This window comes from Glycomyces sp. NPDC050141, assembly GCF_055586545.1.
Map to the genome: position 1 here is coordinate 143,875 of NZ_JBVJHZ010000005.1, position 26,065 is coordinate 169,939.

Sequence of the window (26,065 nt, forward strand, 5' to 3'; positions counted from 1 at the left end):
ACAGCCTATGGCGGAGGTCCGCGACATCCGTTTCTAGGGGAGTGCGGTGGCCGGGCGGGATTTGCCGAGGGCGAGGTGGAGGGCGAGTCCGGCGAGGACCGTGCCCATGAAGTAGCGCTGGGTCTTGAGCCAGAGCGGGCGGCGTCCGAGGAACGCGGCGATGCCGCTGGCGCCGAAGACGAAGAGGCCGTTGAAGGTCACGCCGACCGCGATCTGGGTGAGGCCCAGGAGGAGGCTCTGGACCGCGACGGGTCCGCTCGCCGGGTCGATGAACTGGGGGAGCAGCGAGACGTAGAGGATCGCGATCTTCGGGTTGAGCAGGCTCGTGACCAGGCCCATCGTGAAGAGCTTCCGGGGCGAGTCCTCCGGCAGCTCCTTCGGTGCGAACGCCGAGGTGCCGCCGGGCTTGAAGGCCTGCCAGGCCAGCCACAGCAGGTACGCCGCGCCGGCGATCTTCAACGCGGTGTACAGGACCGGCACGAGCACGAAGATCGCACTCAGGCCCGCGGTGGCCGCCACGAGGTAGACCGAGAACCCGGCCGCAACGCCGAGGAGCGAGACGTAGCCCGCACGTCGCCCCTGCGCGATGGTCCTCGACACGAGGTAGATCATGTTCGGCCCCGGCGTGAGCACCATGCCGAGCGCGACCAGCCCGATCCCCGCGATCGCGGTCCATTCGACCATTGGAGCCCCCTTCTCGAACACGTGCGGACCGTCCGATTACATCCCGCACCCGACGCTCCCGGCCACCGGGTTCCCGTCCCGTGAGAGCCGTGTCAGGACCCGCGTCAGGTCGGCGTCAGGGCGGTGCAAGTCCGGCGCCCCATAGTTGCTTCATCAACGAGGAACACCTCACCGAAACGAAGATGGAGCAAGACGATGAGCATCACCCTTTCCGCCCAGCAGAAGTCCACCATCCGCACCGCCGCCTTCGGCGCCGTCACCCTCCTGGCCTGGGCCGGGCCGAAGTCGGCCCACAAGATCGCGACCGGCGGCTCGCAGGCCCTGTACGCGGCGACCGGACCGGTCGGGCACGTCCTCGCCGAGAAGCGGAACGACTTCAAGCTGGACGCGAAGTCCAGTGCGGCCCTTGCCGAGCAGGTGCTGCCCGCGCTCACCGAGTCGGTGAAGCTGCTGCAGGCGCAGGACCCGGCCGAGGCCGCGAACTTCCGCACCACGGTCGACGTCGCGATCGCGGCCGCGACCCGCGCCCACAAGGGCGAGCCCGGCCCCGCGATCGCCGCGATGACCGGCAAGATCAACGAGGCCCTCAACGCCTAAGTGACGCAAACACACTCACGCCGCCGTGCCTCTTGGCACGGCGGCGAAACCCGTTCTTAGGCTTGCGGGATGGACATGGACGAGTACCAGCGGGCCGCCTTGCGCACCGCCGCGCCCCACGACAAGCCGAACGTGCTGTTCGACCTCCTGCTCGGCCTCGTCGGCGAGACGGGCGAGATCGCCGAGAAGGCGAAGAAGATCATCCGCGACAAGGACAGCGACTTCTCCCAGTGGGACACCGAGGACCTGAAGAAGGAACTGGGCGACGTCCTCTGGTACCTCGCCGTCCTCGCCGACCACTTCCAGCTGCCGCTCGAGGACGTCGCGAAGCACAACATCGCGAAACTCGCCGATCGCCAGAAACGAGGCGTGATCGGCGGCAGCGGCGACGACCGCTGAGCCGGTCTGGACGACAACCTCAGACGACGATGACGCGGATGCCGGCTTCCTCGAAGCCGCGCAGCTGCTCGGGCGGGGCGTTGCCGTCGGTGACGAGGGTGTGGACGCGGTCGGTCGGGCAGATGCGCGCGAACGCGTGCCCGCCGATCTTGGAGCCGTCGGCGATGACCACGACTTTCCGCGCCCGGGCGGCCATGAGCGCGTTGATGGCCGCTTCGCCCTCGTGGTGGCTGGTCGCGCCGAGTTTCATGTCGATGGCGTCGACGCCGAGGAACGCGATGTCGAGGGTGATCTCGCGCAGGATCGGCGCGGCGAGCGGGCCGATGAGCTCGTACGACTGCGGGCGGACGACGCCGCCGACCACGACCACTTTCAGGTGCGGCCGGACGATGAGCTCGTTCGCGATGTTCAGAGCGTTGGTGACGATCGTCAGCCCGGTCGAGCCGGGCGTCGCGACGAGGTCGGTGCGGGTCGCGAGGGCCCGCGCGACCTCCGTAATAGTGGTGCCGCCGTTCAACGCGATGACCTGGCCGGGGCTGACGAGCCCGGCGGCGGCCGTGCCGATGCGGTGCTTCTCCTCGACGTGCCGCGCGGTCTTGTACCGCAGCGGCAGGTCGTACGAGATGCCGCCCGCGACGGCGCCGCCGCGGGTGCGCGTGATCATCTGCTGCTGCGAGAGCTGGTCGAAGTCGCGCCGGATGGTGGCCTGGGAGACGCCGAGCCGTTCGGCCGCTTCCTCCACGGTGATGCGTCCGGTCTCTGCGAGGATCTCCAGCAGGGTGTTCCACCGGGCATAGCGGTCCACGTCGCTCCTCGGGTCGGGATCGCGGCGGGCGGGCCGCGGTCTGCGCGATAGTGTTCGTTGAACGTCTTCTGGCGCTCGGGCGGTGCTCAAGTCATGCTCGCGCGCTCACGATCATTGTGCCGCACCGGGGTGGGCCCATACACGCCGGATCGATTGGAAGGAGCGCCGTGGACGGCGTCTTGCTGCCCGCCGTGGGCCGAATCGTCACCCCTGACGGGATCGTCAACGGGACCCTGATCGTCGACGGGGACCGGTTCGAGGGCATCCTCGAACGGGACGGCGAGCCCACGGGGTGGGTCCTGCCCGGTTTCGTCGACGTCCACTGCCACGGCGGCGGCGGGTTCTCGCTCGCCAACGGCGACCCGGAGTCGGCGCGGGGGGCCGCGGCCTTCCACGCCTCGCGCGGCACGACCACGCTCGTGGCCTCGCTGGTCTCCTCGACCCACGGCTTCCTGCTGGATGCGACACGGGCGCTCAAACCCCTGGTCGCGGACGGGACGCTCGCCGGGGTCCACTACGAGGGGCCTTATATCTCGGCCGCGAAGTGCGGCGCGCACCGCGTCGAGGTCCTGCGCGACCCGGACCTGTCGGAGCTGACCGAGCTCATCGAGGCGGGCAGCGGCGCCGTGAAGATGGTGACGATCGCGCCGGAGCTGAACGGCGCCCTGGAGGCCATCGAGTTCCTGGACCAGCGCGGGGTCGTGCCCGCGATCGGGCACACGAACGCGAGCTACGAGCAGACCACCGCCGGGATCGACGCGGGCGCGCAGGCCGCCACGCACCTGTTCAACGCGATGCGCGCGTTCAACCACCGCGAGCCGGGCCCGATCCCGGCGCTCCTGGACGACGAGCGGATCTTCTCCGAGATCGTCGCCGACCCGGTCCACCTGCACCCGGGCACGATGCGGTTCGCGTTCGACACCTCGCTCCCGGCCTGGACGCTCCTCGTCTCGGACGCGATGGACGCGGCGGGCCTGGACGACGGCCGCTACATGCTCGGCCGCCACGAGGTCGAGGTGACCGACGGCGTCGCCACCGTGGCGGGCACCGACATCATCGCGGGCTCGACGATCACGCTGCTCGACGCGTTCCGCAACACCGTGCGCCTCGCGGGCCAGTCCGTGGAGGCCGCCTCCCAGATGGCCTCGGCGACCCCCGCGGAGCTCCTGGGGCTGAACGACGTCGGCGCGATCGAGGCCGGCAAGTACGCCGACGCCGTGGTCCTGGACGACGACTTCAACCTCGTCTCGGTGATGCGCCGCGGCGCCTGGCTCCAGGTCTGACAGAGCAAGAGAGCGGGCCGGGCGCAATCGCGCCCGGCCCGCTTCGCTTTGCGCCGCTACAGCATCGACCCGATCACCAGCGGCGCCGCGTCGTAGTACATCGAGTCGCTGCCCGCCGCGCCGATGAGCACGTAGATCAGGCAGAACGTGAAGAACGAGACGATGCCCAGCACCAGTCCGGTGATGGCGAGCGCCTTGTTCGTGGCGAGCCCCTTGTTCGCGCGGCTCCACCCGATCGCGCCGAAGACGATCGCGAGGACGCCCAGCGGCCACGTGAACGTGTTGAGCACGGGGATGAACGACAGGACGATCGCGACGAGCCCGCAGACCAGGGCCGCCGTCCCGAGGCCGTTCTTCGGTTCCTGGCTCCGCAGCGGCCCGCCGCCGTTGTAGGCCATCGGCGGCGGAGGCGGCGGCGGGACCGCGCCTCCCGCGTAGGGGCTGTACCCGCCTCCGGCCGGTGGCGGCTGGTTCGGTCCGGCGCCGGGCGGCGGGGGAGCGGGCGGGATGCCGCCGAACGGCTGGTCGGCGGGCGCGCGCGGGGTCTCGCCGGGTGTCTCGCCGTGGGTCGGGTGCGGCACGCCCTCGGGGTTGGCCCCGGGCGGGTTCCAGCCCGGTTCGGGTCCGGTCGAGGCCGGGCCCGGCTGGTTCCCTGAGAACGGGGTCCCGCCCTCCTCGGTCTCGCTGCCCCGTTCCGGTTCGGGCGGTTCGGGTTCGGGCGGCCCCGGGGTCGGCGGATACGTCGTCATGGCGGCCTCCTCGGCTCTGTGGGCGTTCGGCCCCGATGTCCCGCAAGGTAGACCAGATCCCACCGGTCCCGTGGGGATTCACGGGAACCAGCGGGCTCCTGCAGTCACGCCCGATCGCCGGTTCGAGAAGTCTGCTCGGATTTTTCGCGGTTAGGGGTTTACTACCCGTCAGTAAGCGGGTAGAAATGAGTTACGAATCCGGAAGGACTTCCCGGGGACACGGTCTCCGCAGATCGGAAGGATTCGGGCACCGCCGCCGAGCACCCACGTGCGACCTGAGCCGTCGGGAGGCACAGCGGGACCAGCCACCTAGGGGCCAGTCACCGCTATTAAAGACTTCACGCTTGGTAACTCGGTCGGAAGTGCTGTTCGTTGCGAGCGGCCCAGTCGAGGCAGTAACCGACTGGGCCGTGTCGTTGTCTTCAGGCCGATTCGCATGGCGGCGAGCCGCTGTGGCCGAACTGACTGGGAATGCTCCGGCGAGGCTGCAAGAATGGGCCTCGATGACCACGATCGAACCCGGCTGGTACCCGGACCCCGCCGACCCGGCCACGCAGCGCTACTGGGACGGCAGCGCCTGGGTCGGCAAGCCCGTCCCCGCCGACGCCGAGCCCCCCGCCGAACCCGAACCGGTCGACCCCGAACCCGAACCGCTCCCTCCGACCACAGTGGCCGCACCGGTCGAGACCCTCCCGATGGACCGCAGCTACGGCGACGGCCCGCCCCCGCGCGTCATCCAGCGCGTCCCCGGCGCCGTGCAGCCGCCCGACACCGTCCCGATCCGCTCCCTCGGCGTCACCGTCGGCTGGATCACCCGCCACGACATCCACCGCATCCTCGGCGGCCGCGTCCTGGCCCACCCCGGCCAGCGCTTCGTCGCCCGCATCGTCGACGTCCTGTGCATGCTCGCGCTCAACGCGGTCGTCAACGGCTACTTCATCTACCAGATGTGGCAGACGTTCTGGCCGTACTTCCTCGACGTCGCCGCCGCCACCGACCCCGCGGACGTCACCGTCCCCTCGCGCCTGTCCGACCAGCTGTGGATCGTGCTGCTCATCGCGCTCGGCCTGTGGTTCGCCTACGAGGTCCCCGCGACCCTCAACACCGGGCAGACGGTCGGCAAGCGGCTCATGGGGATCAAGGTCGTCTCGCTCGCGCCGGTGAGCCTGGGCTGGGGCCGGCTCCTGCTGCGGTGGTCGTACGCCGCGCTGCCGCTCATCTGCTTCCCCTTCGGCGCGGTGCTGTGGATCCTCGACGGGATATGGTGCATCCGAGACCAACCCTTCCGCCAATGCCTGCACGACAAATCCCCTGGCACCGCCGTCGTCGAGGTGGGCAGCGAGAAGGCCGACCCTGAGAAGGAGCCCTCACGATGAGCGATCCTCTGCGTGAAGACCTCGCATCCATCCCCCGCTACGTTCCCGGCAAGGCGATCCCTGACGCCGTGAAGCTCTCCAGCAACGAGGTGCCGTACGGCCCGCTTCCCGGTGTCGTGGAAGCGATCACCGGTGCCGCCGAGAACGTCCACCGCTACCCCGACCTCGGCGTCGTCGAACTCCGCGGCAAGCTCGCGGAGCGGCTGGGCCTGCCCGCCGAGCGGATCGTCACCGGCACCGGCTCGGTCGCCCTCATCGGCCACCTCATGCAGGCGGTCGCGAAACCCGGCAGCGAGGTCGTCTACTCGTGGCGGTCCTTCGAGGCCTACCCGATCGCGGCCACGGTCGCCGGGCTCAAGAGCGTCCAGGTGCCGAACACGCCCGACCACCGCCACGACATCGACGCGATGCTCGCCGCCGTCACGCCAGACACGCGCGCGATCGTGATATGCAGCCCCAACAACCCCACGGGACCCGCCGTCACGGCCGACGAGCTCGACCGGGTCTTCGCCACGGTCCCTGAGGACGTGCTCGTCGTGATCGACGAGGCCTACCGCGAGTTCGTGACCGACCCGGCCTGCCCGGACGCGATCGAGCGCTACGCCTCACGGCCCAACGCCGTGGTCTTCAGGACCTTCTCGAAAGCGTGGGGCCTAGCGGGCCTCCGCGTGGGCTACATGGTCGCCCGGCCGGACGTGGCCGACGCCGTGAGCCGCTGCGTGATCCCGTTCGCCGTCAACGCGGCCGCACAGCGGGCGGCGCTGGCCGCGCTCGAAGCGGAAGGCGAGATGCGCCGCCGGGTCGCGCTGGTGACCTCGGAGCGCAAGCGCACAGTGATGGCCGCGCGGGAACTGGTGCCGGACGTGCCGGACTCGCAGGCGAACTTCTTCTGGCTGCCGCTCGGTGAGCGCGCGGTCGAGTTCGCCGCGCACTGCGAGCAGCGCTCGATCCTGGTGCGGCCCTTCGCGGGAGACGGGGTGCGTGTCACCATCGGCCTGCCGGAGGAGAACGACGCGATGCTGGACGCGCTGCGCGAGTTCGTCGAAGCCTGAGAACTGAAGGAGAGTCCGGGCGCCCCACCGGCGCCCGGCTCTGTCTGTTCGGCAGTGCTACTTGGAGGCAGCGCTACTTGGAGGCGGTGCGCTCGTTCTCGTCGACGAACGCCTCGTACATCTCGGCGAGGGTCTGCTTCTGCTTCGACGTGAGCTCGCGGTCGGTGGCGATGGCCAGCGGGGTCGCGGAGCCGTTGTCGGACGCGAGGTTCGCCCGCAGGTACATGATCGGGGTGGTCACCCGGAGCGCCAGCGCCAGCTGCCGCAGGACCGCGCCACTGGGGCGGCGCACGCCGCGCTCGCCCTGGAGGTAGGGGTTAGAGACCCCGGCGGAGTCGGAGAGCTCACGAGTCGCGACGTGCGCGCGTTTGCGCACGTCCCGGACGAATGAGCTGAAGTCGCGATCTGTCACCCGCGTCACCCTACGCGCCTTCACCCGGTGCCGCCACCCACCCCTGCCTGGGACTCCCGACATTTGGTACCACTGGACGACATGGGACTCACCCGATCAGAGGATACGAATCGGACTCGGGGAAGGGTTGCGTCTCAACCGCTCGCCGTCGCTGGAACCCAGCCGATACCATCGGGAGACGACGCGGCTATTCAAGGGAGCGTCACGGTCCGGATGGCGTCTGACGAGGAGGAGAACCGGTGAGCGTTCTGCAACGCTTGGAGAAACAACTGGAGGGCCTGTTCGAGGGCACCTTCAACAAGATGTTCAAGGGCGTTGTGCACCCGGTCGAGATCGCCAGCGCCATGCAGCGCGAGGCCGAGACCCACAAGGCGGTCCTCGCCGGCGGGCGCGTACTGGTGCCGAACCGCTACGTCATCGACCTCTCGCCCCCCGACCACGACCGCCTCGCCCCGTACGCGGCGGCGCTGGCGCAGGAGCTGGCCCAGTCCCAGGCCGAGTTCATCGGCGAGAACGGCTGGACGGTCTACGGCGACGTCATCGTCGAGATCGAGCGCGGCGAAGGCCTCGACACCGGCATGTTCCGTGTGACCGCCGAGGTCGCAGCGCTGAACGAGGGCATGGACCAGCCGGTCTCCGGCGGCGGCTACGGCCCCGCGCAGCAGCAGGCCCCCACGGGTCCGGTGCTGGTGACCGCTGACGGCCGCCAGTTCACGGTGGCCCACGGCGCCACGATCATCGGCCGCGGCGAGCAGGCCCAGATCCGCCTCCCCGACGTCGGCATCTCCCGCCGCCACGTGCGCGTCGACTTCGACGGCCGCCAGGTCTCGGTGACCGACCTCGGTTCGACCAACGGCACTCTGGTCAACGGCCAGCGCATCGCCACGGTCTCCATGCAGCCGGGCGACGTGATCCAGATCGGCACCACTTCCCTTACGCTCCAGGCGGGTTAGCTCCGGCTCCGCCTGCGACCACGTGAAGCCCTGGCCCGTCGGGCCGGGGCAGCGTGCTTTCCAGGGGCGGCCGTACTGAATGGTCTACGGCCCCATGCCCGTAGCGGTGGGATGACCGGGCGGGTTCGGCGGCTCGTCTCTGCGCCCGTGTCACGGTGGGCTACCGTGTCTGGGACCGATCGTTCAGTCGCTGGGAGCGCCGAATGCCTGAGATAGTCCAGACCGTCGCCCGGTTCGGGTTCCTCGTGCTGCTGTGGCTGTTCGTGTTCGCCGCCGCCCGGACGATCACCCGCGACCTGCTCGCCCAGCGCCGCCCCGCGGCCGCCGGTCCCGCTGCGGGCCCGGTGTCGGCCCCGCCCGCCCCGGGCGGGCGCGGCGCGCGTCCGCAGCAGGCGCAGGCGGCGCAGTGGCTGGTCGTGACCACCGGCGAGCTGCAGGGCCGCCGGTTCGTGCTCTCGGGTCAGCCCATCTCGATCGGCCGCGCGCCCGACTCGACGATCGTCATCCGCGACGACTTCGCCTCCAACCGGCATGCCCGCGTGCGCCCGCAGGACGGCCAGTGGGTCGTCGAGGACATGGGCTCCACGAACGGCACCTACCTGGGGCGCGCTAGAGTCACTGCACCCACGCCGGTCCCGCTCGGGGTGCCCATCCGGATCGGGCGTTCCTCCTTCGAGCTGCGTCCCTAGCAGCGCGAGGAACCTGTGAGTCTCTGACTGCATGCTGGGGAACACCGGAAAAGGGTGGAGAGAGACGGCGTTGTTGACATCGAACAGCGGGCCAGCCCGCGCTACGGCGGTTGATTCATGAGTTTGCACCTGCGATACGCGGCCATCTCCGACCGCGGGGTGGTGAGGCAAGGCAATCAGGACTCGGTGTTCGCCGGGTCCCACTTCATCGCCGTCGCCGACGGCATGGGCGGCATGGCCGCCGGTGACCTCGCCTCGGCCATCGTCATCAACACCGTCGCCCGGCTGGACGTGCCCCCGCCCGCCGACTCGGTCGTCGACGAGCTCGCCGACGCCGTCGCGGACGCGAACCGGGCCATCCGCCGCCAGGTCGCCGACGACCCGCAGAAAGAAGGCATGGGCACGACGCTCACGGCCCTGTGGTTCGACGGCGAGTGGTTCAACCTCGTGCACATCGGCGACTCGCGCGCGTACCGCCTGCGCGAGGGCGGCTTCGAGCAGATCACCGTCGACGACACGTACGTGCAGATGCTCGTCGACGAGGGCCGCATCACCGCTGAAGAAGCGGAGCGGCACCCGCAGCGCTCGCTGCTGCTGCGCGCGCTCGGCGCGGCCGAGGTCGAGCCCGCGTTCCAGACCATCAAGGGCGTCCCGGGCGACCGGATCGTGCTCTGCTCGGACGGCCTGTCCGGGCCCGTCTCGGACGCGGACATCGCCCGCACGCTGCAGAACGCCGCGAGCCCGCAGGAGGCGGCCGAGACCCTCGTGCAGCAGGCGCTCGACGCCGGGGCCCCCGACAACGTGACGGTGCTCGTCGCCGACGTCGTCGCCGAGCACCCGGGGGAGCAGCGCCAGATCATCGGCGGCGCCGCGGCCGACGCGCGCCTGGCCGAGTCGGACACGGCGGTGCTCCGCGCCGTCAAGGAACCCGATGAGCCGGGCGACGCCGGGGGAGAAGGCGGGGCCGAGTCGGGGACGGCCGAGCAGCCGAAGGCCCGCAAGAAGGGCCGCGTCTGGCGCACGATCCTCGCCACCTTCATCGTGCTCGCGCTCGTCGCCGGGGGCGGCGTGTGGTGGGCGCGCACGCAGTACTTCATCGGGGTCTCGGAGGCGGGCAACATCAGCCTCTACCGGGGCCTCCCTTTTGAGGTGGCGGGATACCGGTTGGCATGGCTCGACATCGAGTCCGACCGGCCCGCCGCTGACGCCGTGGACTCGGTCGAGTCCGACCTCGAGTCCGGGATCACCGTCGGCGGCGAGGCGGCCGCCGAGGACGAGCTGCAGGCGCTGGTCGATCCGGACGCGGGCAACGAGAGCCTCGATCCGCTGTGCGCCACCGCGGACGGCGGCAGTGAGGCGGTCCCTGCGGCTTCAAAGGACTGTCGCGACGAGTGAGCGCGGCCGATATAGGCTCACATCGCATTCCGGACTGAGACGCAAGGGGAACTGATGGCCCAGCCGATGTCGGCGACCGCCCGGGCGACGGGCCCCTCGGAACCGCCGCTCACCCCGCTGACGGGTATGCCCAAGCGCGTCTTCCGCGAGATCGTCATGCTCCTCATGGGCGGCGTCGCGGTGTTCCTCCTGCAGCTGTCGATCGACACGGCGCTCACCGGGACCACCACCTCGGTGACGTTCACGCTGCCGCTCCTGATCTTCGTCGTGTCGATGTGCGCGTGGACCTCCGTGAAGTTCCTCGCCCCGTACGCCGACCCGCTGTTCGTGCCGATCGCCGCGTTCCTCACCGGCATCGGCATCGTCTACATCAGACGCATCGACCGCACCGCGAGGACCGACGACCCGCTCCCGCCCGACGCGGGGATCTTCGCGGGCCAGGGCGGGCGCCAGCTCATGTACTACATGGCCGCGGTGGTCCTGCTGACCGTGCTCCTGGCCGTGGTCCGCAACCACCGGGTGCTGCGCGGGTACGCGTACATCCTGCTGTTCGCGGGCATCGCGCTCGCGGCCCTGCCGGGCTTCCTGCCCGCGTCGATCTCGTCCTCGGGCGGCTCGAAGAACTGGATCCGCTTCGGCAGCTTCTCGATCCAGCCCAGCGAGTTCGCGAAGCTGATGCTGCTGATCTTCTTCGCCGTGTACCTGGTGCGCAAGCGCGACATGCTCTCGGTGGCGGGCAAGAAGTTTCTCGGGCTGCAGCTGCCGCGCATGAAGGACCTCGGCCCCATCGTCATCGTCTGGGCCGCCAGCCTCCTGATGCTCATCATGGAGCGCGACCTCGGCACCTCGCTGCTGCTGTTCAGCATCTTCCTCTCGATGCTGTACATGGCGACGCGCCGCGCCTCGTGGATCATCATCGGCCTCACCATGTTCGTGGGCGGCTGCGTCGCTATCTACCCGTTCTTCAGCCACCTGCAGGTGCGTGTGGCGATCTGGCTCGACCCGTGGAAGTACGAGTACGTCTACAGCGACGGGACCACGCCTTCGTCGTGGCAGCTCGTGCAGGGCCTGGTCGCGATGAACTCGGGCGGGGTCCTCGGCAACGGCCCCGGCTCGGGCAACCCGAACATGATCCCCGCGTCCGAATCGGACTTCATCCTCGCCGCGATCGGCGAGGAGGTCGGGCTCGTCGGCCTCATCGCGATCCTGCTGCTGTACGCGATCCTCGTCCAGCGCGGCTTCAAGACCGGCATCATGTCGCGCGACCTGTTCGGCTCGCTCATGGCCGGGGGCCTGGCGTTCCTGGTCGCGTTCCAGCTGTTCGTCGTGCTCGGCGGCGTCACCGGGCTCATCCCGATGACCGGCCAGACGACCGCGTTCCTCGCCGCGGGCGGCTCCTCGCTCGTCGGCTCGTGGCTGCTGATCGGGCTGCTCATCCGCGTCTCGGACGACGCCCGCAAGCCCTGGCAGGCCTCGTTCGGCCTGCAGAAGACCGAGGCCCCGCCGGAGTTCCTGGCCGAGCAGGCCGCGAAGCGCGCCGCCGAAGAAGCGGCGAAGGGCGAGCTGGCCGGGGTCATGGACTCGGGCCCGATCCCGGGCGGCGACCAGCCGACCGAGCTCATCATCCCCGGGCACCTGCAAGGCGGCGGCCCGACCAAGGGCACCATGGAAGAGGACGTCCTCTCACCGCCTCCCGGCGGTCCGGTCTCCGGCCCGCCCATGTCACCGCCCATGCCGCCGATGTCCCCGCCGAACGGACCGAACGGCCAGACCGGCGGCCCCACAGGACAACCCGGCCAGCCCGGCAACCCGACCGCCCGCGCCCCGCAGGCGCCCCCGCCGCCCCCCGGCTCCGCGTACGGCACCCCGCCCCCGCCGCCGGGCTCGGCGTACGGCACGCCGCCGCCTCCCCCGGGCGGCAACACCACGCGCCCGGCCCCGCAGACGCCGCCACCGCCGCCGCCGCCGTCCTCTGCATTCGACAGCGCCCCTTACAACCAGCGGCCGCAGCCGCCGAACGGCAACGACGACAACAGGAACGAGGGCGGCCAATGAACCCGGCCCTTCGCCGCATGGGCATCATCGCGCTCCTCCTGCTTGGCGCGCTCATCGTCCAGGCCACCTGGGTGACGTTCTTCCACCACGACGACTACGACGGCCTCGCGAACGCCCGCACCCTCATCGCCGAGTACGAGGTCCCGCGCGGCCAGATCCTCGCCGGGGACACCGTGATCGCCGAGTCGATCCCCACCGAAGAAGGCAGCTCGTACGGCTACCAGCGCAACTACCCCGAAGGCGACTACTTCGGGAACATCACCGGCTTCAAGTCGATCAACTACGGCGCGTCCAACCTCGAGGCGTACGAGAACTCGCTGCTCAACGGCACGAGCTCGCTCCTGGCCTTCGACGACTTCTGGGCGACCCTCCTCAAGGAGAACAAGCCCGGCGGCAACGTCGTCACCACGATCGACCCGGACCTGCAGAAGGCCGCGTACGACGCGCTCGCCGACACCGGCGTCAAGGGCGGCGCGGTCGTCCTCGACCCGCAGACCGGCCGCATCCTCGCCGAGGCCTCCTTCCCCGGCTGGAACCCGACCGAGGTCTCCTCCAACAACGGCGAGACCGCCAGGGAGGCGAAGGAGGCGCTCGACGAGTCCGGCGACATGCTCGACCTCACCCGCCAGGAGTTCTTCCCGCCCGGCTCGACGTTCAAGACGATCGTGTCCGCCGCGTACATCGAGAACGGCGGCAAGGCCAGCGACATGGTCCCGGCCGGGAACGGCTACACCGCGCCGGACACCGACCACGAGATCACCAACTCCAACAACCAGTGCCCCAACGCGGAGTACACGCTCGAGCAGGCCTTCGAGATGTCGTGCAACACGACGTTCGCGCAGCTGTGCGTCGAGGAGCTGACCACCGAGCAGATCACCGCGATGACCGAGGCGTTCGGCTTCGGCGAGGAGTACGCGACCCCGCTCGCCTCCGTGGCGTCGAAGACCGGCGACATCTCCGAGGACGCCTTCCGCGCGCAGGCCTGCATCGGCCAGCAGGAGGTCCGCGAGACCGTCCTGCAGAACGCGCTCATCGCCGCCACGATCGCCAACGGCGGCGACCGGATGGCCCCGCAGGTCGTCGCGGAGCTCACCGACTCCGAGGGCAACACCGTCCAGAACTTCGCCGAGGACAACCTGGGCCGCTCGATCGACCTGGACACCGCCCAGGAGCTGCAGATCCTCATGGAAGCGGTCGTCGAGAACGGCACCGGCACGGCCGCGCAGGTCGACGGCTACACCGTCGGCGGCAAGACCGGTACCGCCGAGCACTCCGAGGACGGCGAGAACCCCGACCCCGACCACGGCTGGTTCCACGGCTGGGCCATGGACAAGGACGGCGAACCGGCCGTCGCCGTGTGCGTGTTCCTCGACTCCTACGGCTCGGGGGCCTCGTCGAAGGCCGCCGAGATCTCCGGCGACCTCATGCAGCAGGTCCTGGAGGGCAGTGATGAGTAGCCGCACCTGGGAATGATCGCGGCGAAGACACAGTTTCCTCACGATCCTCTGATGCGGCAACCGAACGGCGCACCCGGACGTGGATATTCCGAGAGGTCGGGGCCGAGGTGTCGCGCGGCAGCGCGGCCGCACGACGAGCCTGGCCCCGGGCGGCCTGCCTATAGACTGAAGCGCCGATCCCCCGGAGCTGATCCCTCCCGACGAAATGAGGAGACGCCGTGTTGAGCCCCGAAATGCTCCTCGGGCAACGCTATCGCCTGCGCGAGCGCATTGCGGTGGGAGGCATGGGCGAGGTCTGGCGGGCCGAGGACACCGTGCTCGAACGCACCGTGGCCGTCAAGGCGATGCTCCCCGCGCTCCTGAGCGAGCCCGGTTTCGCCAAGCGGTTCATCGCCGAGGCGAAGATGGTCGCCGGCCTCACACACCCGCACATCGTCAACGTGCACGACTTCGGCAACGCCGAACTGCCCAGCGGCGAGACCACCGCCTACCTCGTCATGGAGTTCATCGAGGGCAAGTCCCTCGCCGACCTCATCGCCGAACGCGGCCGCCTCGACGCCCGCGAGCTCATGCCGATCATCGCCGCCACCGCCGAAGCCCTCCAGCAGGCCCACGAGCGCGGCATCATCCACCGCGACATCAAGCCCGGCAACATCCTGGTGCGCGACCGGGACGGCCAGGCCGTCCTCACCGACTTCGGCATCGCCCGCTCCGGCGCGTCCGGGGACCTCACCGCCACCGGCTCGGTCATGGGCACCGCCTCCTACATCGCCCCCGAGCAGGCCGAAGGCACCGGCGTCCTGCCCGCCTCCGACATGTACTCGCTCGGCGTCGTGGCCTTCCACGGCCTCACCGGGCACCGCCCGTTCCAGGCCGAGAACCCCATCGAGCTCGCGCTCCACCACGTGCGCACCCCGCCCCCGCCGCTCCCGCCGGACATCCCGCCGGGCGTGCGCGCCTTCGTCGAACGCTCCCTGGTCAAGGACCCGCACCAGCGGTTCGCCACCGCCACCGAGATGGCCCAGCTCGCGCGCGTCGCGGTCGACGCCAACCCGATGTCGACCTCGGTCATGCCGCCGGTCGGCCAGCTCCCGCGCCGCGCGGGCGTCGTCAGCATGGGCGGCCCGCCCGCGGGCGTCGCCGAGCCGATGACCGCCGCCCCGCACCCGCCGCACCAGCTGACCCACGGCGGGCACGTCCCGCCCGGTTCCACGCCTCCCGGGATCAACCTGGGAGCCGCGGGGTCCGCTCCGGCGTCCAACCCGGCGAAGCAGCGGCAGCTGGTGATGGTGCTCGCCGGTGTGGTGGCGCTGGTCCTGGTGGGCGGTATCGTGTGGCTCCTGGTCGCCTTCAACGGCAACCCCGGCGGCGACGCCGGGGATGGTTCGGAGACGCCCGAGCAGAACCAGCAGAGCTCCAGCGAGAGCAGCGAGCCCGAAGAGGAACCGAGCACCGCCGACGACCCGGAGTCCAACGACGGCGGACTCGGTTCGTGCCTGAGGGTCACCTGTGACTGATAGCGGGCTTTCGGGCCTGTTGCAGCGATTAGAATCAAGCCGCGATGAACGGAACACGAGGACGTAAAACGCGATGACGACAGAGCCCCGCCTGCTAGGCGGCAGATACGAGATCGGCGAGGTCGTCGGCTACGGGGGGATGGCTGAAGTCCACCGTGGCCGGGACCTGCGACTCGGCCGCGATGTGGCGGTCAAGCTGCTGCGGGCCGACCTGTCTCGCGACGAGTCGTTCCTCATCCGCTTCCAGCGCGAGGCCCAGAACTCGGCGTCCCTGAACCACCCGAACATCGTCGCGGTCTTCGACACCGGCGAGGACGCCGGCATCCCGTACATGGTGATGGAGTTCGTCAACGGCCGGACCCTCAAAGAGGTCCTGCTCGCCGAGGGCCGGTTCGACCCGGCGACGGCGTGCGAGGTCGTGGCCGACATGTGCTCGGCCCTGGACTTCAGCCACAAGCACCACATCATCCACCGGGACGTCAAGCCCGGCAACGTGATGCTCTCGGACACCAACCAGGTCAAGGTCATGGACTTCGGCATCGCCCGGGCCCTGGCCTCGAACCAGGCGACGATGACGCAGACCAGCGCGGTCATCGGCACCGCGCAGTACCTCTCGCCGGAGCAGGCGCGCGGCGAGACCGTGGACGCCCGCTCGGACGTGTACGCGGTCGGCTGCGTCCTCTACGAACTGCTCGTGGGGCACCCGCCGTTCACCGGCGACAACCCGGTCTCCGTGGCCTACCAGCATGTGCGCGAGGAGGCCCGGCCGCCGTCGGAGCTGAACCCGAACATCCCGGAATCCGTCGACGCCGTGATCATGAAGGCGCTCGCGAAGAACCCCGAGAACCGGTACCACTCGGCCGGGGAGATGCGCGAGGACCTGATCCGCGCCGCGCGCGGGCAGGCGGTGCTCGCGCCTGCGGTGATGAGCGCGGGCGACCGGACGCAGCTGCTCGCGGGCGCCGACTCGACGGCCCCGATCACGCCGATCCAGACTTCGTCGGGCAAGCGCCGCCCGTGGCTGATCGCCCTGGGGGTGATCCTCGCGCTCGTCGCGGTCACCGCGGCGTCCTGGGGGATCATGAAGATGCTCGAGTCCTCGGCGATGGTCGAGGTGCCGAACGTGGTCGGGCAGAAGCAGGCGGATGCCGAGGCGACACTGACGGGCCAGAACCTCGAGTTCAAGGTCGAGCAACAGGTCGCGACCGACCCGAAAGACACGGACATCGGCTTCGTCATCGCGCAGACCCCGGAGCAGAACAGTGAGGTCGAAGAGGGCGACACGGTGACGATCACCGTGATGGTCAAGCCCGAGAACGTCACTGTGGAGGACGTGGTCGGCGATGATGTCGACGAGGCCACCAACACGCTCGAAGGTCAGAACCTCAAGGTCAAGGTGGTCGAGCAGGACAGCACTGCGCCTTCGGGCGAGGTCCTGTCCCAAGACCCCGAGGGCGGCGATTCGGTGGAGCCGCTGACCGAGGTCACGCTCACGGTCTCGGCTGGCGGGCAGGCCACGGTGCCGAATGTCGTCGGGATGACCGTCGAGCTCGCGACCAGCACGCTGGAGGACTACAAGTTCACGGTCGAGGTTGTGTATGGCAGTGAGGGCACCACGGAGGGTGTCGTTTACGCGCAGACGCCTGGTCAGGATTCGACCGAGTCTGAGGGCACCACGGTGAAGATCACCGCGCAGGGCGTGGTCGTCACGTGGGATGCTGCGACTACGCCGGCGACGTTGCAGGCGACGTTGCAGGCGGCGGGGCTTCAGGTCACGCTCGACGGTGATGCGACGGCCACGACGATCGAGGCTGTTACCAATGAGGACGGCCAGATCACTAGCGGTATGGCTGTCGCGCCGGGTTCGGCGGTCACCATCACTGCTGCCAGCGAGGATGGCGGCGGAGGGGGCGACGACGCGACTTCGGAGTCGCCGAGTGAGAGCTGCAACCCGATCGACCCGACCTGCAACAACGGTAATAATTAGCGCAGAACGCGAACGAAAAGGGGCCCCACCGCTTCGCGGTGGGGCCCTTGCGTTTTGGTAGGACCCGAGGCAAGGCGATCATCTTCGCTGAACTTCGCGGCACCATCCAGATTGCACATGGGTCGATATCGACGAGACGCTGCTTCCCGAGCTGCACAAGCTCAGCAAGGAGTCCTTCGACCTTGAATCGGTTATCAACGCCGCTGAAGAGCTGAAGTACATCGGCCAGATCAAGCGGACGCTTGCCGCCCAGTTCAAGGAACCCGAGATGGAATGGGTTCGGTTCCTCACGACCCGCATCTACGAGGGCTCTTTTACCCAGCGGGTTCGCGACCAGTTCACTCCTCTGGTCATGAAGGCCTCGACGCAGTTCCTCAACGACCAGGTCAACACCCGACTCCAGACCGCCCTGGGCTCTTCATTCGCGGCGCCCGTCGAAGCCGAAGTCGAAAGGCCTGCTGGCGAGCCGGAAGCGAATGAAGCTCTGGCCGGGCCGCAATCGGATGTCGAGACCATACTTGAGGAGATCGGGGCCTTCCAGATCGTCAAGGCCATCGCCTGCAGTGAGGTGAAACCGCATCGAATCACCCACCGTGATGCGAAGAGCTACTTCGCCATCCTGATCGACGACAACAACCGGAAGCCCATCGCCCGGCTCCACTTCAACGGGAAGTCCAAGAAATACCTTGGCCTGTTCGACAGTGAGAAGAACGAGACCCGCCATCTGATCGTGTCGATTGATGACATCTACCTCCATGCGGAGGCCATCCGTCAAACGGTCCAACACTACTTGGCTTGACCGTCCTGATAGGGGTACTGGACCACGAACGCGGCAGGGCCCCGACCCTGCGTCCTGTGGGGACGCGGGGCCGGGGCCTTGCTTCTCTCGTCCACCGCGCTGACCCGCCTCGGTCTTGCGCGGCTTCGGGTCGGGGCTGAAGACCCGATCCGAGCTTCTGCTCAGAGGGGGAGGGAGCTCCCCGGGCGCGAGCAGGTCGCCCGGGGAGCAGGATCACGGCGAGCCTTACTTGGGCTCGATGCCGCCCTCGAGGAGGCGGACCATGATCGGGTTGTCGAAGTAGACGTCGTTGAGCGCGTACGCACCCGGGTCGACCGCCGCCACGCGGGCGCCCTCGATGCCGTAGCTGACACGCTGGTTCAGGAACAGCGGCAGACGCGGCAGGGTCTCGTTGAACACGATCCCGAGCGTCTTGTTCGCCGCGGCCTGCTCCTCCTCAGTGCCCTGCTGGGCCTTGAGGTACACCTCGTTGACGTTCACCTTGCCTTGGCTGGGCGAGTCGACCGAGTCGGTCGGGATGCCCATGCCCGCGGCGTCGGCGGTGCCGGCGTTGTCCGTGAACCAGGCCATCTGCCACGAGCCGTAGGCGTAGGGCACGAACGGGTTCGCCCACTGGCGCACCGCGATGTCGTAGTCGCCCGCACCCCAGATGCCCCACGGGTTGTCCTCGGGGACGCTCTTGTACTCGACCGCGATGCCGAACTCGGTGAGCTGGGCCGCGGCCTGCTCGCCCGAGAGCACGAAGTCGGTCCAGCCCTCGACGCCGGTGATCGCGTACTTGGCGACGTCGCCCGCCGGGGTGTGCCAGCCGTCGGACTCCTTCTTCCAGCCCGCCTCGGTCAGCAGCGTCTCGGCCTTGGCGTGGTCCGGCGCGTAGAACTCCAGCTCGACGTCGTCGAACAGGCCCTCGGCGTGCGGGTCGGGCAGGCCCGAGTAGGTCGCCGGGATGTAGTAGCCGCCGTTGCCCTTCGCGATCTCGCCGATGGACTCGCCGTCGAGGATGTACATGAACGCCTTGCGCACCCGCGCGTCGGCGAACTCGGGGAACCGGCCCTGGTTGAGCATGAGGCCGATGCCGTCGAAGCCCGGCGTCGAGAGCTCCTTGAGCCCCTCCACTCCGGCGATGGTCTGGCGGTCGGTCGCGCCCAGCACCTGGGTGCAGTAGTCGATCTCGCGCGAGAGCAGCATCTGCACCGCGGCGGCGTTGTCGCCGTTCTGGACCTCGATCTTCGCGAACTTCACCTGGTCGGCGAAGAGGCCGTCCGGGTGGACCTTGAAGGAGATGACGGTGTCGCCGATCTGGTCGAACATGTAGGCGCCGCTGGTGATCGGGTCCTCGTCCTTGAAGTCGACGGCCGCGATCTTCTCCGCCAGCGCCGACTGCTCCGGGCTGCCCTGGATGGCACCGGCCTCGACCAGGCCCTGGGCCTCGTCCATCCACTCGCCGTAGCGGGCGTGCGGGAGGATCTGGGCCTTCAGCGCACCGTGCTCGACGCCGGGGAACGCCGCCGAGTACGTGACGGTGACCGTGGTGTCGTCGTCAGCGGTGGCCGAGACCAGCTGGTCCCAGCCGACCGTGCCCTGCGCGGCGTTGAGCTTCTGCAGGTAGATGGTGCCGACGACGTCCTTCGCGGTGACGGCGTTGCCGTCGGTCCACTTGACGCCCGAGCGCAGCTTGATCGTCAGCGTCGTGCCGTCGAGGCTCACCGACTCGGCCAGCTGCGGAATCCACTCCAGGGTCTCCCAGTCCAGGATCGCCGGGCGGGGCAGGAACAGCTCCGCGACCGGCGCGGGGACCAGGAGCGCGGCGTTGTTGATCGCCGCGTTGTGGTGCTGGGTGGTGATGTCGAACGGGTAGACGTAGATGAAGGTGCCGTTGGCGCCTTCGCCTTCCGCGCCTTCGGCCTGGCAGGCGCCGAGGACGCCGGCGGTCGCAACGGCGCCGGCGCCGAGGCCGACCGCCTGCATGAGGTTGCGTCGGCTGAGCTCGAATCGCTGAGAGGTCATCGCCGTTTCCTTTCAATCAATGTAGAGGGCAGTGATGTGTAGGTGGGTTGAGCAGGGGTACCGAGGTCAGATGGCTGATTCGGGTTCGGGCCGCCGCGAGCCGGGGACGGCGTCGAAAGTGAGGGTCCGGTCGTCCACTGTGGTCTTGATGCGGTCGCGGGCGACCACGTGGCAGGCCACGTTCCTCCGCGAGGAGAGCTGCAGCAGCGGCCGCTCGCCGTCGCACAGGCCCGGCTCGAAAGCCGGGCACCGCGGGTGGAAGGCGCACCCGGTAGGGAGGTCGTGCAGGCTCGGGATCTCCGCCGAGCGGAGCTGGTCCGCCGAGCGGTTCGCCTTCGCCAGGTCCGGGTCCGGCTCGCACACCGCGCCGATGAGGGCCTTGGTGTACGGGTGCTGGGGGTTCCCGATGACCTCCGGGGTCGGGCCGTGCTCGACGACCTTCCCCAGGTACATGACCGCGATCTCGCCGTCCCACGCGAAGTACTTCGCGACGGCCAGGTCGTGGGTGATGAACAGGAAGCCGACGTCGAGCTCGTCGCGCAGCCGCCCGAGGGTGTTGAGCAGGCTCACCCGGATCGAGACGTCCAGCATGGAGGTCGACTCGTCGCAGATGAGCAGTTTCGGGTCCATCGCCAGCGACCTGGCGACGTTCACGCGCTGGCGCTGGCCGCCCGACAGCTGGTGCGGGTAGGAGTCCAGGTAGGACTCGGGGGGCGTGAGGTCCACGAGGCGCAGGAGCTCGGCGGCTTTCGCGCGGGCCTCGGCGCGGCCCTTGACCAGGCCGTGGCGCTTGAGCCCTGCGGTGAGCGTCGAGTAGACGGTGCGGGTCGGGTTGAGCGCGGCGTACGGGTCCTGGTGGATGTACTGCACCGAGCGCCGGTACTCGGTGCGCTCAGCGGTGTTCATCTCGGTGAGGGCCTTGCCGCGGAACTCGACGGCGCCGGACGTGGGCTTGGTGATCCCGGCCGCCGCGCGGGCGGTCGTGGTCTTGCCGCAGCCGGACTCGCCGACCAGGCACAGGACCTTGCCGGCCTTCACTTCGAGGTCGACGCCGCCGACGGCGGCGACCGGGCCCTTGCGGGTGTCGAAGACCTGCTCCAGGCCCGACAGCTTGAGCAGCGGAGTCTCAGACATCGGCGGTCTCGCTTTCGACGGTGCCCATAAGGGCCGTGCTCGCAGGGGCTTCGTCGCACTTGCGCTCGAAGCGGACCTGGTCGTGGTGGAGGCACGCGGCCGTGTGGCTCATGCCGAGCGGGCGCGCGGCGAGCAGGTCGAGGTCGATCCGCTCGCGCTTGCACTCGTCCGTGGCGAACGCGCACCGCGGGTGGAACGCGCAGCCGCTCGGCATCGCCTTGAGGCTCGGCGGGTAGCCGGGGATCGACTCCAGCTGGGGCCGTGCGCCCTTGACGGGCATGACCGCGTTGATGAGCCCGGCCGTGTAAGGGTGCTTGGGCTCGTAGAAGATGTCGCGGGCCGAACCGGTCTCGATGATCCGCCCGGCGTACATGGTGGCGACCCGGTCGGCGAGCTCGGCGGCGAGGCCGAGGTCGTGGGTGATGAACACCATCGTGAACCCGAACTTCTTGCGCAGCTCGTGGAGCTGCTGCACGATCGAGCGCTGCGTGAGCAGGTCGAGGGCCGTGGTCGGTTCGTCGAGGACGAGCACCTGCGGGTCGAGGGCGATGGCGAGCGCGATGAGCGCGCGCTGCTTCATACCGCCGGACAGCTCGTGCGGGTAGGACTGGAGGACGCGGTCGGGGTCGAGCCGCACGGTCTCCAGGAGCTCCCCGGCGCGGGCCTCGACGGCGGCCTTCGTCCACTTCTTCTTGCCGTCCGAGTGGTCCCGGAGGGTGTCGGCGAAGTGGTCGCGAATCCTGATGACCGGGTTGAAGGCGTTCATGGCGCCCTGGAAGACCATCGCGGCCTCGGCCCAGCGGAAGCGGCGCAGCTGCTCCGGCTTCATCTTCAACAGGTCCGCTGTGGACCCGTCCTTCAACCGGTAGGTCAGCGAGCCCGAGGTGATCTCGCCCAGGCCGGGCAGGAGCCGCAGCAGGCCGAGGCCGAGAGTGGTCTTGCCGCAGCCGGACTCGCCGACGAGCGCCAGCGACTGTCCTTCGTAGAGGTCCAGGTCGATGCCGCTGACAGCGGTCACGGACTCCTTGCGGCCGGTGCGGTACGCGATGGAGAGGTCGCGGACGCTGAGAATCGGGTCGGTCATGGTCTTACCTTTCCCTCAGGCGCGGGTTGAGGGCCTGGTCGAGGCCGCGTCCCATGGTGACGAGACCGATCGTGAAGAGCACGATCATGAGCAGCGGCGCGAGCACGTACGGCATCGCGACCGGCAGGAGGAAGAAGTTGTTCTGCCACGACAGGTGGATCATCAGGCCCCAGTTGGGCGTGCCCGAGGGCATGAGGCCGAGGATGTAGAGGCCGACGATCGCGTAGATCGCCTGGTTCACGGCGATCACGAAGTTCACGAAGATGAACCCGGCCATGTTCGGCAGGATCTCCCGGAACACGATCCGGGCCGTGCCGAGGTGCTGGAGCTTCGCGGCCTCGACGAACTCGCGCTCCTTGAGGGACATGACCTGCGCCCGGATGGACCGGAACAGGAACGCCCACATGGTGGAGCCGACCACGATGGCCACGCCCCACGGCGGGATGTCCTCGAAGAACGCGACGACCGCGATCATCAGGAGGAACTGCGGGATCGTCACCGTGACGTCCGTGAGCTGGAGCAGGACCGCGTCGATCCGGCCCCGGAAGTACCCGGCGACCGAGCCGAGGACGACCGCCACGAACACGGCCATGATCGCCGCCATGCCGCCGACCCAGATGGGCTCCGCCCCGGAGTTCACCAGGATCGTGAAGGTGTCCTTGCCTTCGTACTGGGTGCCGAGCCAGTGCTCGCCCGAGGGCGCGGTCCAGATCTGCGTGGTGTCGGTCGGGTTGTGCTGGTCGACCACGAGCGGGCCGATGAACGAGAACCCGACGATGCCCAGCACGAGCACCGTCCCGGCGAAACCGGCGGGGGAGCGGGTGAGCCCGGTCCAGATCTGCCCGAACGTGCTCTCCCGGAACTTCCGGCGAGGCTTGGCAGTGTCTACTGCGGTCATGCTCACGCCTCCTGGCTCTCGGACTTGATGCGCGGGTCGATCTTCACCAGCAGGAGGTCCACGATGAGGCTCGTGATGACCACCGACGTGGCGAGGATGATGACGGCGGCCTGCACCACCGGGTAGTCGCGGTTGCCGATGGCCTGCATCAGCATCTGCCCGACCCCGGGGTAGTTGAGGATCTGCTCGATGACGATGGAGCCGCCGACGAGCATGCCCAGCTGGAGGGCGATCTGCGGGACGACCGGCAGCAGGGCGTTGCGGCCGACGTAGTTGCGGCTGATGCGGCCGGGCTTGAGGCCCCGAGCGCGCGCCACGGTCACGTAGTCCTCGGTGAGCACCTCGGTCGTGGCGGCCTTCATGTTGAGCATGAACGCGCCGGTGGAGGTGAACGCGAAGGCGAGGATCGGCAGGATCGCGTGGAAGAGCGCGTCGCCGAAGAACACCGGGTTGAAACCGGGCTCGATCCCTGCGGTGACGCGGCCGCGCATGTCCAGGAACGGCAGGATGCCCAGCACCGTGTAGCCGAGGACGACCACGGCGGCGATGAGGATGTAGTTCGGCACGCCCGTCAGGAACGAGCCGACCGAGGTCATGGTGTGGTCGAGGACCGAGCCGCGCCGGTAGGCCGTGGCCATGCCGACCGAGAGGCCGATGACGGCCGCCAGGACGATGCCGGCGCCGACGGCGAACAGCGTCCAGGGCAGGTACTGCATGACGTGGTCGAAGACCGAGGTGCTGGGGCTGGTGAGCGAGTTGCCCAGGTCCAGCGTGACCAGGCCCTTGAGGAAGTCGAGGTACTGCGACCAGGCGCTGGCGTCCGGGTCGTAGGAGACGATGTTCGCGGCGGTGGCCATGGCCTGGTCGTGCGACATGCCCGCGCTGTTGAGGCGCCCGGCCATGATCTCGATCGGGTCGCCCGGCATGAGCTGCATGAGCATGAAGGTGATGGTCGCGACCAGCCAGATGACGAACACGGACTGGAGGATGCGGCGGAAGACGTAGGAGGTCCAGATGCGCCGCACCACGCGGGCGGCGGTGCGGGATTGCGTACCTTCCGCGGTTTGCGGAGGGGGTGCGACAGGTGCGGTCACCTCGGTGCACTCCTTCGTGCGTTAGTCGGGACCCGGCTCGAGGAAGAGCCGGTGAGCCTCGGACGACGGGGGGCGAAACAAATTGGAAAGATTGTTTCTAGTTAAGAAGCTACCTGCCGTGACCGGGGGCACGCCAGCCCTGAGACGGAATCGTTATCGGTGCGATCTGCTTGTGACCATCGACTCCCGGGCCCGGGCGCGGTCTTCCACGGTAAAGCCAGTACGCTCGTACTGTTAGGGGCGGAAGCCTCGGCGCCGGTAGCGGCGCGGTCAACCCAGGCGCAGGTAGGCGCAGGAGAGGTAGCGAGACTATGGCGAAGATCAAAGTTGCGAACCCGGTCGTCGAGCTCGACGGCGACGAGATGACCCGCATCATCTGGAGCAAGATCAAGGACGAGCTGATCCACCCCTACCTGGACGTGGACCTCAAGTACTACGACCTCTCCATCGAGCACCGCGACGCCACCGACGACCAGGTCACCGTCGACGCCGCCAACGCGATCAGCCAGTACAACGTCGGCGTCAAGTGCGCCACGATCACGCCCGACGAGGCCCGCGTCGAGGAGTTCGGCCTCAAGAAGATGTGGCGCTCCCCGAACGGCACCATCCGCAACATCCTCGGCGGCACCATCTTCCGCGAGCCGATCATCATGAACAACGTGCCGCGCCTGGTCCCCGGCTGGACCGAGCCCATCATCGTCGGCCGCCACGCCTTCGGCGACCAGTACCGCGCCACCGACTTCAAGGTCGACCGCCCCGGCACCCTCACCGTCACCTTCACCCCGGACGACGGCACCGAGCCCATGGAGTTCGAGGTCGCCCGCTACCCGGAGGGCGGCGGCGTCGCCCTGAGCATGTACAACTTCAAGAAGTCCATCGAGGACTTCGCGCACGCCTCGTTCCGCTACGGCCTGGCCCGGAACTACCCGGTGTACATGTCCACCAAGAACACCATCCTGAAGGCCTACGACGGCATGTTCAAGGACACCTTCCAGGAGATCTTCGACAACGATTACAAGGCCGACTTCGAGGCCAAGGGCCTGACCTACGAGCACCGCCTCATCGACGACATGGTCGCCGCGGCGCTCAAGTGGGAGGGCGGCTACGTCTGGGCCTGCAAGAACTACGACGGCGACGTCCAGTCCGACATCGTCGCGCAGGGCTTCGGCTCGCTCGGCCTCATGACCTCCGTGCTCATGACCCCCGACGGCAAGACCGTCGAGGCCGAGGCCGCGCACGGCACCGTGACCCGCCACTACCGCGCCCACCAGCGCGGCGAGAAGACCTCGACCAACCCGATCGCCTCGATCTTCGCGTGGACCCGCGGCCTGGCCCACCGCGGCAAGCTCGACGGCACCGCCGAGGTCGTCGGCTTCGCGAACGAGCTGGAGAAGGTCGTCATCGACACCGTCCAGAGCGGCAGCATGACCAAGGACCTCGCCGCGCTCGTCGGCAAGGAGCAGGAGTGGCAGACCACCGACGAGTTCCTCGACACCCTGTCGGAGAACCTCGCCAAGACCATCGCAAAGTTATGGCTCGCAAGCTTCGCCAAGGCTGCCAAGTAACTTCGCAAATGTCGCGAAGCAAGGCGTAACCAGGCCCGGCAAGGCTCGTTGTAGAAGGAAGCGGTGAGCGCATC

Annotated in this window: 22 protein-coding genes and 1 pseudogene; 14 read left to right on the forward strand and 9 right to left on the reverse strand. The window is 68.9% G+C overall.

What is annotated here, in order from left to right; translation table 11 throughout:
• Positions 1 to 33: 33 nt before the first annotated feature.
• Entirely contained in the window at positions 34 to 684 is a 651-nt protein-coding gene (locus ACZ60M_RS05090) for a LysE family translocator (protein ID WP_465414838.1), read from the reverse strand.
• A 195-nt stretch (positions 685 to 879) separates the two neighbouring features.
• Here ACZ60M_RS05090 and ACZ60M_RS05095 point away from each other — a divergent pair, with 195 nt between their 5' ends.
• Together ACZ60M_RS05095 and ACZ60M_RS05100 are read left to right on the forward strand one after the other, a co-directional pair.
• Positions 880 to 1,281 (forward strand): hypothetical protein, encoded by a 402-nt coding sequence (locus tag ACZ60M_RS05095; RefSeq protein ID WP_465414840.1) that lies wholly within the window; start codon positions 880 to 882, stop codon positions 1,279 to 1,281.
• Positions 1,282 to 1,350: 69 nt separating this feature from the next.
• Positions 1,351 to 1,680 (forward strand): nucleoside triphosphate pyrophosphohydrolase family protein, encoded by a 330-nt coding sequence (locus ACZ60M_RS05100; protein ID WP_465414842.1) that lies wholly within the window; start codon positions 1,351 to 1,353, stop codon positions 1,678 to 1,680.
• Positions 1,681 to 1,699: 19 nt separating this feature from the next.
• On the opposite strand, the gene ACZ60M_RS05105 is transcribed toward ACZ60M_RS05100, so the two are convergent.
• A complete protein-coding gene (locus tag ACZ60M_RS05105; protein WP_208498914.1) occupies positions 1,700 to 2,485 on the reverse strand; it encodes a DeoR/GlpR family DNA-binding transcription regulator in 786 nt (261 codons plus the stop codon).
• A gap of 167 nt (positions 2,486 to 2,652) precedes the next feature.
• Here ACZ60M_RS05105 and nagA point away from each other — a divergent pair, with 167 nt between their 5' ends.
• Positions 2,653 to 3,768 carry an N-acetylglucosamine-6-phosphate deacetylase gene (nagA, locus tag ACZ60M_RS05110; protein WP_465414844.1) on the forward strand — a complete coding sequence of 372 codons (1,116 nt, stop codon included), beginning with the start codon at positions 2,653 to 2,655 and terminating at the stop codon, positions 3,766 to 3,768.
• 56 nt (positions 3,769 to 3,824) lie between these two features.
• Here nagA and ACZ60M_RS05115 read toward each other — a convergent pair whose 3' ends face one another.
• Positions 3,825 to 4,517, reverse strand: coding sequence for a DUF4190 domain-containing protein (locus tag ACZ60M_RS05115; protein ID WP_465414846.1), 693 nt, complete (start codon positions 4,515 to 4,517; stop codon positions 3,825 to 3,827).
• A gap of 503 nt (positions 4,518 to 5,020) precedes the next feature.
• Between ACZ60M_RS05115 and ACZ60M_RS05120 the strand changes: the two genes are divergently transcribed.
• On the forward strand, positions 5,021 to 5,893 hold the full coding sequence (locus tag ACZ60M_RS05120; protein WP_465414848.1) for an RDD family protein: 873 nt from the start codon (positions 5,021 to 5,023) through the stop codon (positions 5,891 to 5,893).
• On the forward strand, positions 5,890 to 6,945 hold the full coding sequence (gene hisC / locus ACZ60M_RS05125; protein ID WP_465414850.1) for a histidinol-phosphate transaminase: 1,056 nt from the start codon (positions 5,890 to 5,892) through the stop codon (positions 6,943 to 6,945). The genes ACZ60M_RS05120 and hisC overlap by 4 nt, the downstream gene beginning before the upstream one ends.
• Positions 6,946 to 7,018: 73 nt before the next feature.
• Here the strand turns inward: hisC and ACZ60M_RS05130 are convergent, their stop codons facing one another.
• A complete protein-coding gene (locus tag ACZ60M_RS05130) occupies positions 7,019 to 7,357 on the reverse strand; it encodes a helix-turn-helix domain-containing protein (RefSeq protein WP_465414852.1) in 339 nt (112 codons plus the stop codon).
• Between the two features lie 239 nt (positions 7,358 to 7,596).
• On the opposite strand from ACZ60M_RS05130, the gene ACZ60M_RS05135 reads away from it, so the two are divergent.
• The 8 genes and pseudogenes from ACZ60M_RS05135 to ACZ60M_RS05170 form a co-directional block, all read left to right on the forward strand.
• Positions 7,597 to 8,310: an FhaA domain-containing protein gene (locus tag ACZ60M_RS05135; RefSeq protein WP_205325867.1), complete on the forward strand. Its 714-nt coding sequence runs from the start codon at positions 7,597 to 7,599 to the stop codon at positions 8,308 to 8,310.
• 203 nt (positions 8,311 to 8,513) lie between these two features.
• Positions 8,514 to 8,999, forward strand: coding sequence for an FHA domain-containing protein FhaB/FipA (locus tag ACZ60M_RS05140; RefSeq protein WP_465414855.1), 486 nt, complete (start codon positions 8,514 to 8,516; stop codon positions 8,997 to 8,999).
• Positions 9,000 to 9,116: 117 nt separating this feature from the next.
• The gene (locus ACZ60M_RS05145) at positions 9,117 to 10,394 is read left to right on the forward strand and encodes a PP2C family protein-serine/threonine phosphatase (RefSeq protein ID WP_465414857.1); all 1,278 of its coding nucleotides are present in this window, start codon (positions 9,117 to 9,119) and stop codon (positions 10,392 to 10,394) included.
• A gap of 54 nt (positions 10,395 to 10,448) precedes the next feature.
• Entirely contained in the window at positions 10,449 to 12,449 is a 2,001-nt protein-coding gene (locus tag ACZ60M_RS05150; protein WP_465414859.1) for an FtsW/RodA/SpoVE family cell cycle protein, read from the forward strand.
• On the forward strand, positions 12,446 to 13,906 hold the full coding sequence (locus ACZ60M_RS05155) for a penicillin-binding transpeptidase domain-containing protein (protein ID WP_465414861.1): 1,461 nt from the start codon (positions 12,446 to 12,448) through the stop codon (positions 13,904 to 13,906). Before ACZ60M_RS05150 ends, ACZ60M_RS05155 begins: the two co-directional genes overlap by 4 nt.
• 218 nt (positions 13,907 to 14,124) lie before the next feature.
• Complete coding sequence (locus ACZ60M_RS05160) at positions 14,125 to 15,423, forward strand: serine/threonine-protein kinase (RefSeq protein WP_465414863.1); 1,299 nt, start codon at positions 14,125 to 14,127, stop codon at positions 15,421 to 15,423.
• 73 nt (positions 15,424 to 15,496) lie between these two features.
• Entirely contained in the window at positions 15,497 to 17,410 is a 1,914-nt protein-coding gene (gene pknB, locus ACZ60M_RS05165; protein ID WP_465414864.1) for a Stk1 family PASTA domain-containing Ser/Thr kinase, read from the forward strand.
• Positions 17,411 to 17,534: 124 nt separating this feature from the next.
• Positions 17,535 to 18,209, forward strand: a pseudogene (locus ACZ60M_RS05170) (restriction endonuclease); the annotation flags it as partial.
• Positions 18,210 to 18,434: 225 nt separating this feature from the next.
• Here the strand turns inward: ACZ60M_RS05170 and ACZ60M_RS05175 are convergent.
• The 5 genes from ACZ60M_RS05175 to ACZ60M_RS05195 all read right to left on the reverse strand — a co-directional run bounded on the left by ACZ60M_RS05175 (position 18,435) and on the right by ACZ60M_RS05195 (position 24,426).
• Positions 18,435 to 20,216, reverse strand: a complete 1,782-nt coding sequence (locus ACZ60M_RS05175; protein ID WP_465414866.1) for an ABC transporter substrate-binding protein — start codon at positions 20,214 to 20,216, stop codon at positions 18,435 to 18,437.
• 66 nt (positions 20,217 to 20,282) lie between these two features.
• Positions 20,283 to 21,350 carry an ABC transporter ATP-binding protein gene (locus ACZ60M_RS05180; protein ID WP_465414868.1) on the reverse strand — a complete coding sequence of 356 codons (1,068 nt, stop codon included), beginning with the start codon at positions 21,348 to 21,350 and terminating at the stop codon, positions 20,283 to 20,285.
• Positions 21,343 to 22,434 (reverse strand): ABC transporter ATP-binding protein, encoded by a 1,092-nt coding sequence (locus tag ACZ60M_RS05185; RefSeq protein ID WP_465414870.1) that lies wholly within the window; start codon positions 22,432 to 22,434, stop codon positions 21,343 to 21,345. Before ACZ60M_RS05185 ends, ACZ60M_RS05180 begins: the two co-directional genes overlap by 8 nt.
• A 4-nt stretch (positions 22,435 to 22,438) precedes the next feature.
• Complete coding sequence (locus tag ACZ60M_RS05190) at positions 22,439 to 23,332, reverse strand: ABC transporter permease (protein ID WP_465414872.1); 894 nt, start codon at positions 23,330 to 23,332, stop codon at positions 22,439 to 22,441.
• A 2-nt stretch (positions 23,333 to 23,334) separates the two neighbouring features.
• On the reverse strand, positions 23,335 to 24,426 hold the full coding sequence (locus ACZ60M_RS05195; protein ID WP_465414874.1) for an ABC transporter permease: 1,092 nt from the start codon (positions 24,424 to 24,426) through the stop codon (positions 23,335 to 23,337).
• 311 nt (positions 24,427 to 24,737) lie between these two features.
• Between ACZ60M_RS05195 and ACZ60M_RS05200 the strand changes: the two genes are divergently transcribed.
• The gene (locus ACZ60M_RS05200) at positions 24,738 to 25,991 is read left to right on the forward strand and encodes an NADP-dependent isocitrate dehydrogenase (RefSeq protein ID WP_465414876.1); all 1,254 of its coding nucleotides are present in this window, start codon (positions 24,738 to 24,740) and stop codon (positions 25,989 to 25,991) included.
• Positions 25,992 to 26,065: the final 74 nt, after the last annotated feature.